General features: G+C 62.0%; 16 protein-coding genes. 8 read left to right on the top strand and 8 right to left on the bottom strand.

What is annotated here, in order from left to right:
- Positions 1-66 precede the first annotated feature (66 nt).
- The 4 genes from M1D88_RS03085 to M1D88_RS03100 are packed head-to-tail and all read left to right on the top strand — an operon-like array spanning position 67 to position 1,912.
- On the top strand, positions 67-516 hold the full coding sequence (locus M1D88_RS03085) for a CoA-binding protein (RefSeq protein ID WP_458113145.1): 450 nt from the start codon (positions 67-69) through the stop codon (positions 514-516).
- 15 nt (positions 517-531) lie between these two features.
- Complete coding sequence (locus tag M1D88_RS03090; protein WP_458113146.1) at positions 532-939, top strand: MmcQ/YjbR family DNA-binding protein; 408 nt, start codon at positions 532-534, stop codon at positions 937-939.
- Between the two features lie 45 nt (positions 940-984).
- Complete coding sequence (locus tag M1D88_RS03095; protein ID WP_458113147.1) at positions 985-1,611, top strand: hypothetical protein; 627 nt, start codon at positions 985-987, stop codon at positions 1,609-1,611.
- Between the two features lie 7 nt (positions 1,612-1,618).
- Positions 1,619-1,912, top strand: a complete 294-nt coding sequence (locus M1D88_RS03100) for a DUF503 domain-containing protein (protein WP_458113148.1) — start codon at positions 1,619-1,621, stop codon at positions 1,910-1,912.
- Between the two features lie 102 nt (positions 1,913-2,014).
- Here M1D88_RS03100 and purL read toward each other — a convergent pair whose 3' ends face one another.
- The 3 genes from purL to purS are packed head-to-tail and all read right to left on the bottom strand — an operon-like array spanning position 2,015 to position 5,371.
- The gene (gene purL / locus M1D88_RS03105; protein WP_458113149.1) at positions 2,015-4,333 is read right to left on the bottom strand and encodes a phosphoribosylformylglycinamidine synthase subunit PurL; all 2,319 of its coding nucleotides are present in this window, start codon (positions 4,331-4,333) and stop codon (positions 2,015-2,017) included.
- Positions 4,330-5,118: a phosphoribosylformylglycinamidine synthase subunit PurQ gene (gene purQ / locus M1D88_RS03110; RefSeq protein ID WP_458113150.1), complete on the bottom strand. Its 789-nt coding sequence runs from the start codon at positions 5,116-5,118 to the stop codon at positions 4,330-4,332. Before purQ ends, purL begins: the two co-directional genes overlap by 4 nt.
- Position 5,119: 1 nt before the next feature.
- On the bottom strand, positions 5,120-5,371 hold the full coding sequence (gene purS, locus M1D88_RS03115; RefSeq protein ID WP_247046177.1) for a phosphoribosylformylglycinamidine synthase subunit PurS: 252 nt from the start codon (positions 5,369-5,371) through the stop codon (positions 5,120-5,122).
- A gap of 314 nt (positions 5,372-5,685) precedes the next feature.
- Here purS and M1D88_RS03120 point away from each other — a divergent pair, with 314 nt between their 5' ends.
- Positions 5,686-5,892, top strand: a complete 207-nt coding sequence (locus tag M1D88_RS03120; RefSeq protein WP_458113151.1) for a hypothetical protein — start codon at positions 5,686-5,688, stop codon at positions 5,890-5,892.
- Between the two features lie 507 nt (positions 5,893-6,399).
- Positions 6,400-9,510 carry a S8 family serine peptidase gene (locus M1D88_RS03125; RefSeq protein WP_458113152.1) on the top strand — a complete coding sequence of 1,037 codons (3,111 nt, stop codon included), beginning with the start codon at positions 6,400-6,402 and terminating at the stop codon, positions 9,508-9,510.
- A gap of 113 nt (positions 9,511-9,623) precedes the next feature.
- Here the strand turns inward: M1D88_RS03125 and M1D88_RS03130 are convergent, their stop codons facing one another.
- The 4 genes from M1D88_RS03130 to M1D88_RS03145 all read right to left on the bottom strand — a co-directional run bounded on the left by M1D88_RS03130 (position 9,624) and on the right by M1D88_RS03145 (position 12,150).
- Positions 9,624-9,995 (bottom strand): serine protease inhibitor, encoded by a 372-nt coding sequence (locus M1D88_RS03130; protein WP_458113153.1) that lies wholly within the window; start codon positions 9,993-9,995, stop codon positions 9,624-9,626.
- On the bottom strand, positions 9,979-10,974 hold the full coding sequence (locus M1D88_RS03135; RefSeq protein ID WP_458113154.1) for a 3-methyladenine DNA glycosylase: 996 nt from the start codon (positions 10,972-10,974) through the stop codon (positions 9,979-9,981). Before M1D88_RS03135 ends, M1D88_RS03130 begins: the two co-directional genes overlap by 17 nt.
- A gap of 4 nt (positions 10,975-10,978) precedes the next feature.
- Positions 10,979-11,560 (bottom strand): SSI family serine proteinase inhibitor, encoded by a 582-nt coding sequence (locus tag M1D88_RS03140; RefSeq protein ID WP_458113155.1) that lies wholly within the window; start codon positions 11,558-11,560, stop codon positions 10,979-10,981.
- Positions 11,561-11,628: 68 nt separating this feature from the next.
- A complete protein-coding gene (locus tag M1D88_RS03145; RefSeq protein WP_458113156.1) occupies positions 11,629-12,150 on the bottom strand; it encodes a MarR family winged helix-turn-helix transcriptional regulator in 522 nt (173 codons plus the stop codon).
- A gap of 130 nt (positions 12,151-12,280) precedes the next feature.
- Here M1D88_RS03145 and M1D88_RS03150 point away from each other — a divergent pair, with 130 nt between their 5' ends.
- Positions 12,281-12,508, top strand: coding sequence for a hypothetical protein (locus tag M1D88_RS03150; protein ID WP_309108215.1), 228 nt, complete (start codon positions 12,281-12,283; stop codon positions 12,506-12,508).
- Between the two features lie 142 nt (positions 12,509-12,650).
- Positions 12,651-12,842 carry a hypothetical protein gene (locus tag M1D88_RS03155; RefSeq protein ID WP_309108214.1) on the top strand — a complete coding sequence of 64 codons (192 nt, stop codon included), beginning with the start codon at positions 12,651-12,653 and terminating at the stop codon, positions 12,840-12,842.
- Positions 12,843-12,942: 100 nt separating this feature from the next.
- Here the strand turns inward: M1D88_RS03155 and M1D88_RS03160 are convergent, their stop codons facing one another.
- Positions 12,943-14,301 carry an aspartate kinase gene (locus tag M1D88_RS03160; protein ID WP_458113157.1) on the bottom strand — a complete coding sequence of 453 codons (1,359 nt, stop codon included), beginning with the start codon at positions 14,299-14,301 and terminating at the stop codon, positions 12,943-12,945.
- Positions 14,302-14,558: the final 257 nt, after the last annotated feature.

Raw genomic sequence — 14,558 nt, forward strand, 5'->3', positions numbered from 1 at the left:
CGGGCGGCGCTGCCGATGCGGTGCGGCGACCGGGCAGGCTCGGGCTGCGAGCGTAGGCTGGGGACCATGGCGCACGTTAATGATCCGGATGTAGTCGAACGCCTCATGCTAACCCCCGGAAGATGGGCCATCGTTGGCCTCACCTCCCATGAGTGGCGGGCTGCCTACGACACATCCCTGTTCATAAGAGATCGCATGGGCATGGAAATCATCCCCATCAACCTTCCGGCGGACACCGTTCACGGCGAGGTAGGTTATTCGCGCCTTGGTGACATCCCGGCGGAAAAGCTGCCGGTCGACGTCGTGGATTGTTTTGTGAACTCCCAAAGGGTGGGGGACGTGGTGGACCAGGCCATTGCCGTAGGCGCCAAGGCTGTGTGGCTGCAGTTGGGGGTCGTCGACGAAGCCGCTGCGGAACGGGCGAAGGCTGCCGGACTGGACGTGGTGATGAACCTTTGCCCGGCTCAGGAATCCTGGCGCCTGAAGTCATCTTCTGTACCCGGCGCAGTCGACTAACAGTAGGCTCAGTTCATGGACGTCGCTGCACTTCGCGAGATCTGCCTGGGATTTCCCGGAGCCTTTGAAGACTTTCCCTTCGGGCCGGAATTCTCCGTTTTTAAAGTCCGGGCGGCAATTTCAGGCGGAGCCACCCAGCATGCAAAAATGTTCGCGTTGTCCTCGATGGACCCGGAGAACTGGTCAGTTAGCCTCAAATGCGACCCCGTCCTGGCCGAACAGCTCAGGACAGCCCACCCGGAGATCACGGGCGCCTGGCATATGAATAAGACACACTGGAACGGCGTCCGTTTGGATGGTTCCCTGCCGGATGAAATGATCCGGGACATGGTGGAGGATTCCTACGATCTGGTGGTGGCATCACTGACCCGCAAGCAGCAGGAGCAACTGGGCTGGGCACGCCTTACCAATTCTGCGGAGTAATCCACCAACGTTTTTTTAGTACCGAGAGCGGATCAGGAGCAGCGAATGCTGGAGCAGAAAAACCTTGACCACCTATGGAACTTTGATGACGCCGCCGCCTCGGAGGCGCGCTTCCGCGCGGAGATGACAGAGGATCAGTACGACGCCGATGAGCTCGCCGAGCTTGCAACGCAGCTGGGGCGGGCTATTGGACTTCAAGGCCGCTTCGAGGAAGCGGATGCGCTGCTGGACACCATTGACGGCGACGAACCAACCGTTGCTGTCCGCGTGCTCCTTGAACGCGGCCGCCTCCTGAACTCCAGCGGGCATGAAGCGATGGCCGTGCCTTTGTTCGAACAGGCTGCTGAACTCGCTGATCATCTGAGTGAGGACTACCTCGCAGTCGATGCCCTCCACATGCTGGCGATAGCAGACTCGGCGCATGCCGAGGCCTGGACAAGAAGTGCCTTGGAGTATGCCTCCACAGCTCACGACGAGAGGACCAAGCGCTGGATGGTTGAGCTGCACAGCAACCTGGGGTGGATTCTTCACCGCGCGGGACGTTCTACCGAGGCGCTGGTGGAGTTCCAGCTTGCCGAGCAATGGGCCGAGCGGGTGGGGACGCCCCGGCAACAGCAGGAGGCCCGTGAGGCCATCGAAGAATGCGAACAGGCACTGGCGGCAGCAAAGTAGGTGAATCATGTGGATCGGATGGATTGAATTCGACGTCCTCCTTGGCGATGTTCATAGCCTGAAGGAAAAACGTGCAGTCGTGCGGCCGTTGATCGCCGAGGTCAAACGCAGGTTCGACGTCTCTGTGGCCGAGGCTGGCTTCCAGGACCAATATCGCAGGACGGTTATCGGCGCCGGGCTCGTAGCGGCCGACCGGGCTCACATCGTAGAGGTGCTCGACGCCGTCGAGCGCTTTGTTGCTGCCCGCCCTGAAGTGGATTTGCTCAGCGCCCGGCGGCGCGAGCTGAGCAGCGAGGACTGACCCTTCTATCGATTCCTCCGTACCGGTTAAGAAACGATTGCTCCGTAACTGCCCTTCTGAGCGTTCAAAAGGGCAGTTACGGAGCAATCGATGGGGTGGGGATCAGTCGAAGTACTTCGGCAGGGTGGCCTCGTGGGCTTCGCGGAGCGAGTCAAGCGGCAAAGGCTCGACGCCGTTGATCTCCAGTTTCCCGCTGGCAGCGTCCACCACGCCAATCCGGAGGTGCTCGAAGTTACGGGCGGTGCACATGTCCTTAAAGCGGATCTCCTCGGAGCGGGGCACAGCCACAACGGCACGGCCCTGCGACTCGGAGAACAGCGCCGTGAAGAGGTCAACACCGTCGCGGTCCAGGACGTCCTGCAAAGCGATGCGTGCACCAACGCCGTACCGCAGCGAGGACTCCACGAGGGCTGCCGCGAGGCCGCCTTCGGAGAGGTCGTGCGCGGAGTCAATCATGCCGTCCCGTGAGGCGTTGATCAGGATTTCACCCAGTGCGCGCTCGGCGGCGAGGTCGACCTTGGGCGGCAGACCGCCCAGATGTCCACGCAGGTTGGACCATTCCGAGCCGTCCAGTTCTGCCGAGGTAGTGCCCAGCAGGTAAATGGCCTGGCCATCCTCGCGCCAACCCGACGGCGTGCGCCGGGCGACGTCGTCGAGCTTGCCCAGAACGGCCACCACCGGCGAGGGATGAATCGGAGTGCTGCCCGTCTGGTTGTACAGCGAAACATTTCCGCCGGTGACCGGGATGCCCAGCACCATGCAGGCGTCGGACAGGCCGCGGATGGCCTCGGCCAACTGCCACATGACGTCGGGATCTTCGGGAGAACCGAAGTTGAGGCAGTCGCTGACGGCCATGGGCACAGCCCCGGCAGTGGCTACGTTGCGGTACGCCTCGGCCAGCGCGAGTTGTGCTCCGTGGTAAGGGTCGAGGTAGGTGTAGCGTCCGTTGGCGTCAGTGGCCAGGGCCACGCCAAGACCGGTTTCCTCGTCCACACGGACCACACCGGCGTCGTCGGGCATGGCCATTGCCGTGTTGCCGCCCACGTAGCGGTCGTACTGGTTGGTGATCCAGGACTTGTCGCACATGTTGGGCGAGGAGATGAGCTCGGTGACAGCTGCGGCCAGTTCAGCAGGGGCGGACGGGCGGCCCGCATCCTGTACCGAACCGGTGAAGGAGTCGGCCTGAACGGCGTCCTGCCACTCAGGGCGGGCATACGGACGGTCGTAGACGGGACCGTCGTGGGCCACAGTGCGCGGGTCCACGTCGACAATGACCTCACCTTCCCAAGTGATGATCAGGCGGCCGGTATCGGTCACCTCGCCGAGCCAGGAGTACTCAACGGCCCACTTGTCCATGACTGCCTCAAAAGCAGCAATGTTCTCCGGCGTGACCACGGCCATCATGCGTTCCTGCGACTCGGACATCAGGATTTCGCCCGGAGTCAGAGTGGGGTCACGCAGCAGGACAGAGGTCAGTTCAACTTCCATTCCGCCGTCGCCATTAGAGGCGAGTTCGGACGTTGCGCAGGAGATGCCTGCCGCGCCCAGGTCCTGGATACCTTCGACCAGTGAACCCTTGAACAGCTCAAGGCAGCACTCGATCAGGACCTTCTCCGCGAACGGGTCGCCCACCTGCACAGCGGGACGCTTGGACGGCTTGGTGTCGTCGAAGGACTCAGAGGCCAGCACGGAGGCACCGCCGATTCCGTCACCGCCGGTGCGGGCACCGAACAGCACCACCTTGTTCCCCTTGCCGGAGGCATTGGCCAGGCGGATGTCCTCGTGGCGCATGACGCCGACAGCCAGGGCGTTGACCAGCGGGTTGCCCTGGTAAACGGAATCGAACACCATTTCGCCGCCGATGTTGGGCAGACCCAGGGAGTTCCCGTAGCCGCCGATGCCTGCCACAGCTCCATGCATAACGCGGGCCGTGTCCGGGTGGTCAATGGCACCGAAACGCAGCGGATCCATCACGGCAACAGGGCGGGCGCCCATGGAGATGATGTCGCGGACGATGCCGCCGATGCCGGTCGCGGCACCCTGATAGGGCTCCACGAACGACGGCGAATTGTGGGACTCGATCTTGAACGTCACGGCCCAGCCGTCGCCAAGATTGGTGACGCCGGCGTTCTCGCCGATGCCCACGAGCATGTCTTTCTTCATCTCGTCCGTGACCTTTTCGCCGAACTGGCGCAGGTGGTTCTTGGACGACTTATAGGAGCAGTGTTCGCTCCACATCACGGAGTACATGGCGAGCTCGGCGCCGGTAGGGCGGCGGCCGAGAACCTTTACTACCTCGTCGAACTCATTCTGCTTCAGGCCCAGTTCGGCCCAGGGCAATTCCGTGTCCGGAGTCTTGGCTGCGTTCTCGACGGTGTCGATGTTGAACTTCTTGCTGACGGTTTCAGCTGAGGTGCTCACTTGGCGTCTCCCACAATCTTGTTAAGGACGGAGGTGAAGAATCCGAGGCCGTCGGTGTCAGTGCCGCCGATTCCGTCGAGGGATTCGGGGCCGTAACCCACCTCCACTGCGTGCTCCGGGTGCGGCATAAGGCCCACCACGTTGCCGGCCGTGTTGGAGATGCCTGCAATGTCACGCCTCGAGCCGTTCGGGTTGAAGCCGACGTAGCGGAATACAACACGACCTTCGGCCTCAAGGGCGTCGAGCGTCTTTTCGTCCGCAATGTACTGGCCATCCTGGTTCTTCAGCGGCACAGTGATTTCCTGGCCGGCTGCGTAGTCGGTGGTCCAGTGGGTGTTGTTGTTCTCCACGCGCAACACCTGGTCGCGGCACATGAACTTCAAATGGTCGTTTTTGATCATCGACCCGGGCAGCAGGTGTGACTCGGTGAGGATCTGGAAGCCGTTGCAGATGCCGAGGACGGGGAGCTTCGCATCCGAGTTCGCAGCATCAATGATTTTGGACATCAGCGGAGCAAAGCGCGCGATCGCGCCGGCCCGAAGGTAGTCCCCGTAGGAGAATCCACCGGGGATAACGACGGCGTCGACGTCGCCGAGGCCAGTGTCCGCGTGCCAGAGCGCAACCGGAGTGGCGCCTGCGAGACGAACGGCGCGTGCGGCGTCGCGGTCGTCCAGGGTGCCGGGGAAAGTTATCACGCCGATCTTGGCGCCGGTGAGCCTGCTGGTATCAGGAGAGCCGGCGGAGGGAGCCGCGGCTGCTTCGCCGATCAGGGGAAGTTCAGTCATCTCAGGCCTCGACGACCTCGACGTTGACGACGTCCTCGATCACCGGGTTGGACAGAAGCGTTTCGGCAGCTTCGCGTGCCTGTGCGAGGACGGCATCCGTCACCTCACCGTCCACGGTCAGTTCAAAGCGCTTGCCCTGGCGGACAGAGCTGAAGCTGGTGAAACCCAGCCGGGGGAGTGCACCCACAATTGCCTTCCCCTGCGGGTCCAGAATCTCGGGTTTGGGCATGACGTCAACAACGATCCGGGGCATCCGGTAACTCCTGTGCGTGAGCATTGGGTAAGGGCGCAGCGGAGGGGTGCCGTCTCACGCCGTTCCGCTGTTGCCTGAACTGCCTCTCTGGACAGACCGAAAAAGCGTGAAAAGGGCGCTCCGCGAGCTTGCTAGACCAGTCTACCGGGGATAGTGGCCCGCGCCGTATTCGGGCGGTTCAGGTGAACCGGACTTGGGCTGCCCCGAGCGAATAAGTGGACGATTAAGGGAACTGGTAAGGGGCGCGGGCAGCCTTGGACAATGGCCGACGGCGGGCTCTGGTCTTGCCCCACGCCGCTCATTAGGATGGCGCCATGGTTGATAAGCCGAGATCCCTGTTATTGCCCATCATGGCGGCCGCAGTTTTTGCGGGACTTGGACGCATGGTTTTTCAGAAACTGAAGGCGGACCGCGCCGTCCGGCAATCCAACCGCGCCGCCCGGCAGGTCAATGTGGCCGGTGACATGGACGAGAAAACGCGGGCATGGATCAGTGATGTGGTGAGGACACCGCGGGAATAATTTCCTGAAAAGGACCGCCAAAAACTTTAATTGTTCTTATTCCGCAGGTTAAATTCCCTGCGACGATGGTATTTTTCTTCATATCGGCACCTTGCCGCGCTGCGCTGAAACCCGGCGTTATTACGCGGGCGAAAAGCCGGTTGCCTGATTTTTTATGTGCTGTTCTGCCTCCAGTCACGGGGACACTGCCAAAGGCAGAAACCAGCGATGACAGGCAACCCACATCGGCGGGTGGTTCTCACTGGGGGGAGCCACCCGCTTGTTCTTTCCTCGGGCCCGCACCGCCGTTTAAGCCTGCCCTCTTTTCAGGTGACAAAACGGCTACGAAAGGTGTGTGCTATGTCATATTCAGCTATCAGTCTGTACTCTGTGACAGGGCTGGTCTCACTCTGATTACAGGAACTGTCATCGAGTTGTTGCGCCCAGCCATGTTGAGACCGGCGACGCCGGACCATTCCTCATGAAAGGTCTCACCCACCCGTGAAATCACCACGACACAGCACCCCAATGGGTACAAGGGGTAGAGGAATTCGGAAGGCAACGGCATTAGCCCTTGGTCTTCCGCTGCTCCTCGGAACCGTCGCTGTCAGCCCCGCTACAGCGGTGCCAGCAGCTCCCGATGCCGCAGCCACCCAAAACGACGCCCCTACCGTTTACCAGGATGGCCGGTACATCGTGGTGCTTGCCGAAAAGGCAGCGGCCGCCTACGAAGGCGGAACAGCGGGCTTGCCCGCCACCAAACCCCAGCAGGGCCGCAAACTCGACGCGGAGGGCCAGAATTACAAGGCCTACGATGCCCATCTGCGAAAGTCACAGCGGGAGGTCGCGGCACAGCAGGGGGTTACTCCTCAGAAGCAGTTCACAGCCGCCCTGAACGCCTTCGTTGCCGAGCTCACCGCCGAGCAGGCTGCCGATCTGGCAAAAGACAGCAAAGTGCTTAAGGTTGCCCCCGACACGCAGAACGCTCCGGATTACACCACCACCGATTTCCTGAAGCTCACCGGACCTGACGGGGTTTGGGCCAAGCAGTTTGGCGGCGAGGCCAATGCCGGGAAGGGGGTTGTGGTGGGCGTCATCGATTCGGGGTACGCCCCTGACAACCCGTTCCTTGCCGGAGAAGCAGTGCAGCCCCTTAAGGGGAAGGCAGAAGTCGGCGTGCCCTACCGGACTGCGGATGGCCGGATTGCCATGCTGAAGGCAGACGGCACCACGTTTCAGGGCGAATGCCAGAAGGGCATCGAATCCGGCGCCGACTTTGACGGCAGCCTCTGCAATTCAAAAGTCATCGGCGCCCGCTACTTCGCGGACGCGTTCCTGGAGGGCGTGGAGCCGGAGCACCGTGCTCCCGAGGAACTGATTTCACCGGTCGACGTCGGCAGCCATGGCACACATACAGCCACCACTGCCGCGGGTAATGCCAATGTCGAACAAACGATCGATGGCAAGAGCTTCGGCAAGAGTTCAGGCGTCGCTCCTGCTGCCAAAGTTTCTGTGTACAAGATCTGCTGGGAAGACGATGATCCGGCCACCGGCGGCTGCTACTCCTCCGCCTCCATCGATGCCATCGAAGCCGCCATCAAGGACGGCGTGGATGTGCTCAACTACTCAATTTCAGGAAACACCAACAGCACCACAGACCCGGTTTCCCTGGCGTTCCTGAATGCCGCCGCAGCGGGAGTCTTCGTCTCAGCCTCGGCAGGGAACTCAGGCCCCACGGCTTCCACCGTGAACCACGCTGCCCCGTGGCTCACAACTGTGGCGGCCTCCACATTCCCCAGCGAATTGCTGGGAACAGTGAAGGTCTCCGACGGCTCGCTGTACCGTGGTGCTTCCATCATGAAGGCAGAAGTCAAGGATGCTCCCGTTGTGGTGGCGGCCGACGCCGCTGCCTCCGGAGCCACTACGGCCAACCTCTGCGGTCCGGACACCCTGGATGCAGCAAAGGTCGCCGGAAAGGTTGTGGTTTGTGACCGCGGCGTGATCGACCGTACGTTCAAGAGCCTGGAAGTCCAAAGGGCCGGCGGCGTGGGCATGATCCTGGTTAACCTCACCGCCAGCTCTGAGGACGCCGACAACCATGCGCTGCCCACTGTCCACGTGAACGCACCCAAGAGCCTTGAGCTCAAGTCCAAGTTGGCTGCCAACCCGGCCCTGACCGTCAGCCTCGTCCAGGGTGACCTCACCGGTGAGCCGCTGCCGGCCGTTCCCCAGATCGCCGGGTTCTCTTCCCGCGGCCCAAGCTTGGCCTCCGGAGGAGACCTCCTGAAGCCGGACGTCTCGGCTCCCGGCGTCAACGTCCTGGCCGGCGTATCCACGATCGGCAATGCGGGCGCGCAGTTCGGCTTTATGTCCGGTACGTCCATGGCTGCCCCCCACATCGCCGGTTTCGGTGCCCTGGTGCTCGGCAAGCAACCCAAGTGGACCCCCTCCATGGTCAAGTCCGCCATGATGACAACGGCTTACCCGCTGGTCAATGCTGACGGCTCGCCGAACAAGGATCCGTTTGCAGGCGGCGCCGGTCACATCGACTCGACCCGTGTCCTCGACCCCGGGCTGGTCTACAACTCCGGCGTCAAGGACTGGCTCGCGTTCCTCAACGGCCAGGGCATGGATACCGGTTCGCCTGAAGCAGGCAGTATCCCAGCACGCGACCTTAACCTGCCGTCCATTGCCTTGGGCAGCCTGGTTGGAGAAGTCAGCGTCAAGCGCCAACTGACTGCCTTGGTCCCGGGCAAGTACACGCCCGAAGTGAACATGCCGGGATTCGATGTCCACGTTGAGCCGCAGGTCCTGAACTTCGCCAAGGCCGGCAAAACCCGCGAAGTCACCATCACCATCCGGAACGTCAGCGCTCCCATGGGTAAGTTCAGCACCGGCACGCTTACCTGGAAGGGGCCTCGGACCGTCAGTTCGCCCATCGCGATCCGTCCGGTCGACGCTCAGATCGCTCCATCGTTCTCCTTCAGCTCCAGCACAGGAGACGGCAGCGGAACTCTTGACCTGGTCTCCGGTTCGGATGCGCCCATTGCCGTAGCAGTGGAAGGCCTGGCTCCCTTGGCGGAAACCTCCGTCACCAAGACCCCCGGTGCTTTCGCTCCCAGGAACGATGAGCACAATGCGGTGATTAAGGTGACCGTTCCGGAAGGAACGGAATTCACCCGCTTGGGTATCCAAGCGGAGAGTGAAGACGTCGACTGGGACATGGTGGTCTACGCCCCGGACGGCAATGGAGGTCTTGAGCCTACGCAGGTTGCTACTGCGTCCGCCAGCGAGTTCCTGGATCTGGATGCACCTCGGGCCGGCACCTACTACATCGTCGCAAACCTTTACTCCTCTCCCGAGAACGGTGCTGCCACATCCAGTGTTCAGGCTGTGTCTCTGGCCGGGAACGCAGGAAACCTTACGGTGAGCCCTAATCCGATAGTCGCGCCTAACGGCGCAGCGACCACGGCCGCGGTGAACTGGTCCGGCCTGGCCGAGGGTTCCTACCTGGCACGCCTGAACCTGGGCCCCAACGGCATCACAACGTGGGTCAGCGTCAAGGTGGGTGCTGCCTCCGCGGCAGCTCCCGCCGGCGGCCTTACGACGTCGTCCGTTGACGCGGTGCCAGGCGTCTAGGAGGTTACTGGAACAAAGTAAGAGCAAAGGGAACGTCCCGGGCAGCGTACGCTGCCCGGGACGTTCTGTTTGTCGGCCTGTTTGGCGGGGGTTTTGTGCGGGTCTTCGGAGACCTACACGAGGCCGCGACGGGAGGCCGGCCCGCCCAGCAGCGGTTCCATTGCACGCCAACGGGCGATCTCACAGCCGTCAGTGAGGCTGAACCTGCTACTGACCCGCCGCCCATGGAGGACACCCGTCACAAGCGCAACCTGGGGGCCGCCGTATTGCTGCGTGCAGATCATGTCCGCCCGGCGGGGGGCGAAGAAGATCTCCTCACCGAACCGTTTGACGGCGGCCAACGCGGCGCCGGGGTCCGGCACCGTGGACTCGGGAGAGACGGATCCATTGCGGATGAGAAGCCGGAAAGTGCTCTCCCCGCCGTCCGGCAGACCGCTCACCTTTGCCGTCAAATCCACCTCCGCGGATTCAGGCAGGGCGCTCATGTTTCGCCTCGGATGGCTGAGCTGGGGGCGACATCGCACCGGCAGCCTCGAGTAACGGTTTCAGCGCCTCCAGGAGCCGCCCGCGCAACGCCTGGGCTTCGGCCGAGAAGGCCCTTTGGTGCTCCACGTATTGCGCTTTGCCTGCGGCAGTCTCGATCCGGATGGCGGGATAGCCCCATTGTTCGAGGTCGTAGGGCGATGCCTGCATGTCCATGGCCCGGATCCGCCAGGACAGTTCGAAACAGTCCATCACCAGTTCGCTCGGAAGCGCGGGCGATAGCTTATAGGCCCATTTATAGAGGTCCATGTTGGCGTGGAGGCAGCCTGGCTGCTCCAGGGACCGCTGGTTTTCCCGGCTCGGGGAAAGATCGTTCAGTGGAATGGCGTCGGGTGTATAAAAGCGGAAAGCATCAAAATGTGAGCAGCGGATCCGGTTTTCCTCCACCACGCGGTCGGTTCCGGTACTTCCCAGCCGCAGTTGCAGGTACTCATGGCGGAGCTGAAATTTGTCCTGCCGGTACACCATGGCCCATTCGTGGAGTCCGAAACAGCCGAACTGGCCAGGCCGCAGTGCAGTCCCCTGCAGGATGATGCCCGCAAACCGCACCGCCTCGAACCTGTCCCGCAGGAATGACGCCCGGTCAAAAGCCAGCGCGACACTGCCTGGAGGCAGCCCCGCTGAGGCGAGTTCGGCGTCGTCGAGCTGCCGGTAGTATTTCCACCCGGCTCGTGTCTGCGCCTCCGTCCCGGAAAGTACGACGGCGTCCCCGGGGTGCCAGCGCATCAGCTGGCCGGGTTTTTGGGTGTAGTAAGTGAAAAGGAAGTCCTCCACCGGGTGCTTTTGCCCGGCGGAACGGCGGGCAATATACGGCTCGGAGTACTGGCGAACCCGCAGCTGATGGGCTGCCTCACGGGCCATCCAGTTGTCCGGCGACAGCACATGCTCCTGCTGCGGCCAGTTGACCTGAGGGAATCGCATGGCGCTAGAGGGCTCCGCCGGTTGGGCCCAAGACATCCTTGGCGGCATTCCAGGCAGCAATTTCGCATCCGTCCGTGCGGGAGAAGCCTACGTCTACGGGTGTTCCATCCACGATTCCCGTGACTGTGGCGCGCTGCGGGCCGCCGTATTGCTGGGTGCAGGCCCGATCCGTGCTGCGGGCCGGCGGATTCAGTATTGCGGGGTGATTCTTGAGCGCTGTGCAAGCAACCTCGGCCTGGGGGTGCTTACTTTCCTCGGCAGGCGCGCCGTCCTGGCACACCAGCGTGTAATTGATGGCCGGTTCGGTTTCCGAAGGGGTCACCACGATGGCAAGTTCCACGTTGCCTTGCCCTGGTCCGGTACCAAGCGGGGACTCTAAGGGCGGCGAGGGTGCTGGTTCGGTAGTTTCGATGTCGGGTGGGACTGTAGGCGTGGCCGGAGTCGAAGGCTGGGTTGAAGCAGAAGCGGTGCCATTCGAGGCCGTCCCCGTTGGTGTGGGGCCTGCAGTGCCGCCGCCCGGGGAACACGCTGCGAGAGCGGCGGCAGCGAACACCGTGAGCAATCCGTGGATGAGCCCCTTGCGCATTACCCGTTCCCCTCTGTTTTCCTTATTCTATCGCCGGCCATCCCGGAAGCGGCGGCCGGGGCAGCTGGCTACTCTGCAAATGCGTCTGCCGCTGGCTCCGCAGACGCGGCGATCAGGCCCATCATGGACGCATGGAGCTGAGTGACCTGCTGCCGGGTCAGGCCGAGCCGCGTCATCATGGTGCCAGGCACAGCCGTTGCCTTTTGACGGAGGGCGGCTCCCTTGGCGGTCAGTTCGACGGCCAGGGCGCGCTCGTTTCCCACGGCGCGGCCACGGGTGATCAGGCCTGCGGCTTCGAGGCGCTTGAGCAGAGGGGAGATGGTGGCCGGTTCCTGGCTTAGGGCGCCACTGATGTCCCGAACCATCCGTGGACTGGATTCCCACAGGCACAGCATCACCAGATACTGCGGATGGGTGAGTCCCAGCTTCTCCAGCACCGGCTTGTACGCGGCCACGACATTGCGTGCTGCCACTGTGAGCGCGAAGCACAACTGATGCTCCAAGAGGAGGAGTTCGTCATCGTTGGCCTGACCGTCGGTGACCTTCACCTCGCTGATCTGCCCTTGGCCGGTTGCAAGCTGCTGCTTCATGATTCTCCTAAGTTAGTGCGCTAATGATTAGCGTACACTTATGGAGAGAGTGCGTGAGGCCGGCTGGTGCGGGCGGCGTGGCAGCGCCTGCGGTAGCAACGGTAAGAAGACAAAACCTGGAGGATTTCAGATGGCCGCAAAAGAAAACCGGGCACAGAGGTTTATGCGTGCAACAGGAAAGCTGCGGGCGATTTTCGGCCCGGCCAATCGCAGTTCCCTTTCCCACGAAATGACCGAAGAGAACAAAAAACTGCTGGCCAGCCGCGAAACCGAAAGCCAGCAGTGGGAAACGGTGAAACGCCCGGACGGAAGCACCTACGTCGTCCCCAAAAACCCCGGGGACAAGTCACTCCGTTAGGCCTCGGCCAGGCCGGAAACATTATGCCTCCGGGGCTTTTTCGGCTCTTCGGGCGTAAAATTGGCTCACTGGAACCGCCAGACAGCAGGAGCTCTGCTGGACCGGGAATGCGGGGAAGGGGGTGGTAATTGTGGCTCGCGTAATGAACGGCTTTATCAACGTGACGGAGAGGCTCAGGTTCTTCTTCGGCCCTGCCACTCGCGGAGATTTTGATTCGCCCGTTGTTCACAAGCATGACGAGTTCGAGAGGGCTTCCGAGGAGGAATTGTCGCATTTCGAGGTCGAAACAGATTCCCATGGCCATCACTACGCCGTTCGTAAAGACGGTACGTGAAGCCCGAAAGAGAAGCACCGGCTGCCAGGCAACCGGTGCTTTCTCTTTGTGATCCTTGAGCTGGATGCAGGGGTATGGCTGGATCAGAGGCAGGCGTGGGTCAGCGTCCGGTGCCGCCGTACACGGTTGCTACGTCTTCGCTGTCCAGATCAAACGCCTTGTGGATCGCGCGCACCGCGTCATCCAGGAGGTCGGCGTGGGTCACCACCGAGATGCGGATCTCAGAAGTAGAGATCATGTTGATGTTGATGCCGGCGTCGGACAGCGCCTTGAAGAAGGTGGCCGAGACACCGGGGTGGGAGCGCATACCAGCCCCGATCAGCGACAGTTTGCCGACGTTCTCGTTGTATTCGACGCTCTCGAAGCCGATTTCTGCATGCGCAGCATGCAGCGCCTTCAGTGCATCCGCGCCTTCAACAATGGGAAGCGTGAAGGAGATATCGGTGCGGCCGGTGCCGTGCGTGGAGACGTTCTGCACGATCATGTCGATGTTGGAGTGCGCGTCTGCGATGACCTGGAAGATCGCCGCGGCCTTGCCGGGAATGTCCGGAACGCCAACCACGGTGACTTTTGCTTCGGAACGGTCGTGTGCAACGCCGGAGATGATTGGCTGCTCCAAGGCAACTCCCTCTTGAGTGGTGATCTTGTCATCAGCACCGGGCATGACCCAGGTGCCTTCGTTCTGGCTGAAGGACGAGCGGACATGCAGGGGAACGCCGAAGCGCCGGGCATACTCCACGCAACGCAGGTGAAGGATCTTGGCGCCGGAGGCTGCCAGCTCCAGCATCTCTTCACTGGAGATACGGTCAATCTTTTGGGCAGAGGGGACTACCCGCGGATCAGCTGTGTAGATGCCGTCGACGTCTGTGTAGATCTCGCAGACGTCCGCCTCCAGCGCTGCGGCCAGGGCAACAGCGGTGGTGTCCGAACCGCCACGGCCAAGCGTGGTGATTTCGTTCGTGCTGCGGCTCATGCCCTGGAAACCTGCCACGATGGCAATGTGTCCCTTGTCCAGGGCGGTCCGGATCCGGTGCGGGTCGACGTCGATGATGCGGGCTTTACCGTGAATACCGTCGGTGATCATTCCGGCCTGTGAGCCGGTGAATGACTGAGCGGAGGCTCCGAGCTTGTTAATGGCCATTGCCAGCAGGGCCATGGAAATACGCTCGCCCGCGGAGAGGAGCATGTCCATTTCACGGGCGGGTGCTGAATCGGTCACCTGGGAAGCAAGATCAAGCAGTTCGTCGGTGGTGTCGCCCATGGCGGAGACCACAACAACAACCTCATTGCCTGCCTCCTGCGCATCCACCACGCGCTTGGCTACCCGCTTGATGCCGTCCGCATCGGAAACCGAGGAGCCGCCGAACTTTTGCACGATCAACTGCTTGGTGATGCCAGTGTTGTCGGGCAGTCCTTGTGACTGGGACTCGGTATTCACTTCGGTAGTGGGCATACTCATGCGCGCACCCTCACTGATTAATCGGGTTTCTGAAGGCCAGGCGGCCATGGCGGCACGACGGCGTAACTTATTGGCTCAGTTTATCGCCGGGGGAGGTCCACCGCTGAATTGTGACCGAATGGTGGCCGCGGCGGAAGAGCTTAGGAGGGGCTTCCCGCGTAGCATCGAATGATCATGGACAACCTGTGTCTTGGAAGCACCGCAGCTTTCAGGCAGTCCCGGGGTCACGAAAATTGTTGGGGGACAAGTGCAAGACG

Source organism: Arthrobacter sp. R1-13 (genome assembly GCF_054161475.1).

What these genes read in the sequence shown, in the direction of transcription:
- M1D88_RS03160 (WP_458113157.1), bottom strand. Translation starts at nt 14,301, where the DNA reads ATGAGTATGCCCACTACCGAAGTGAATACCGAGTCCCAGTCACAAGGA.
- M1D88_RS03085 (WP_458113145.1), top strand. Translation starts at nt 67, where the DNA reads ATGGCGCACGTTAATGATCCGGATGTAGTCGAACGCCTCATGCTAACC.
- purQ (WP_458113150.1), bottom strand. Translation starts at nt 5,118, where the DNA reads ATGACTGAACTTCCCCTGATCGGCGAAGCAGCCGCGGCTCCCTCCGCC.
- M1D88_RS03095 (WP_458113147.1), top strand. Translation starts at nt 985, where the DNA reads ATGCTGGAGCAGAAAAACCTTGACCACCTATGGAACTTTGATGACGCC.
- M1D88_RS03145 (WP_458113156.1), bottom strand. Translation starts at nt 12,150, where the DNA reads ATGAAGCAGCAGCTTGCAACCGGCCAAGGGCAGATCAGCGAGGTGAAG.
- M1D88_RS03130 (WP_458113153.1), bottom strand. Translation starts at nt 9,995, where the DNA reads ATGAGCGCCCTGCCTGAATCCGCGGAGGTGGATTTGACGGCAAAGGTG.
- M1D88_RS03100 (WP_458113148.1), top strand. Translation starts at nt 1,619, where the DNA reads ATGTGGATCGGATGGATTGAATTCGACGTCCTCCTTGGCGATGTTCAT.
- M1D88_RS03140 (WP_458113155.1), bottom strand. Translation starts at nt 11,560, where the DNA reads ATGCGCAAGGGGCTCATCCACGGATTGCTCACGGTGTTCGCTGCCGCC.
- M1D88_RS03120 (WP_458113151.1), top strand. Translation starts at nt 5,686, where the DNA reads ATGGTTGATAAGCCGAGATCCCTGTTATTGCCCATCATGGCGGCCGCA.
- M1D88_RS03090 (WP_458113146.1), top strand. Translation starts at nt 532, where the DNA reads ATGGACGTCGCTGCACTTCGCGAGATCTGCCTGGGATTTCCCGGAGCC.
- M1D88_RS03155 (WP_309108214.1), top strand. Translation starts at nt 12,651, where the DNA reads ATGAACGGCTTTATCAACGTGACGGAGAGGCTCAGGTTCTTCTTCGGC.
- M1D88_RS03125 (WP_458113152.1), top strand. Translation starts at nt 6,400, where the DNA reads ATGGGTACAAGGGGTAGAGGAATTCGGAAGGCAACGGCATTAGCCCTT.
- purS (WP_247046177.1), bottom strand. Translation starts at nt 5,371, where the DNA reads ATGCCCCGGATCGTTGTTGACGTCATGCCCAAACCCGAGATTCTGGAC.
- M1D88_RS03150 (WP_309108215.1), top strand. Translation starts at nt 12,281, where the DNA reads ATGGCCGCAAAAGAAAACCGGGCACAGAGGTTTATGCGTGCAACAGGA.
- M1D88_RS03135 (WP_458113154.1), bottom strand. Translation starts at nt 10,974, where the DNA reads ATGCGATTCCCTCAGGTCAACTGGCCGCAGCAGGAGCATGTGCTGTCG.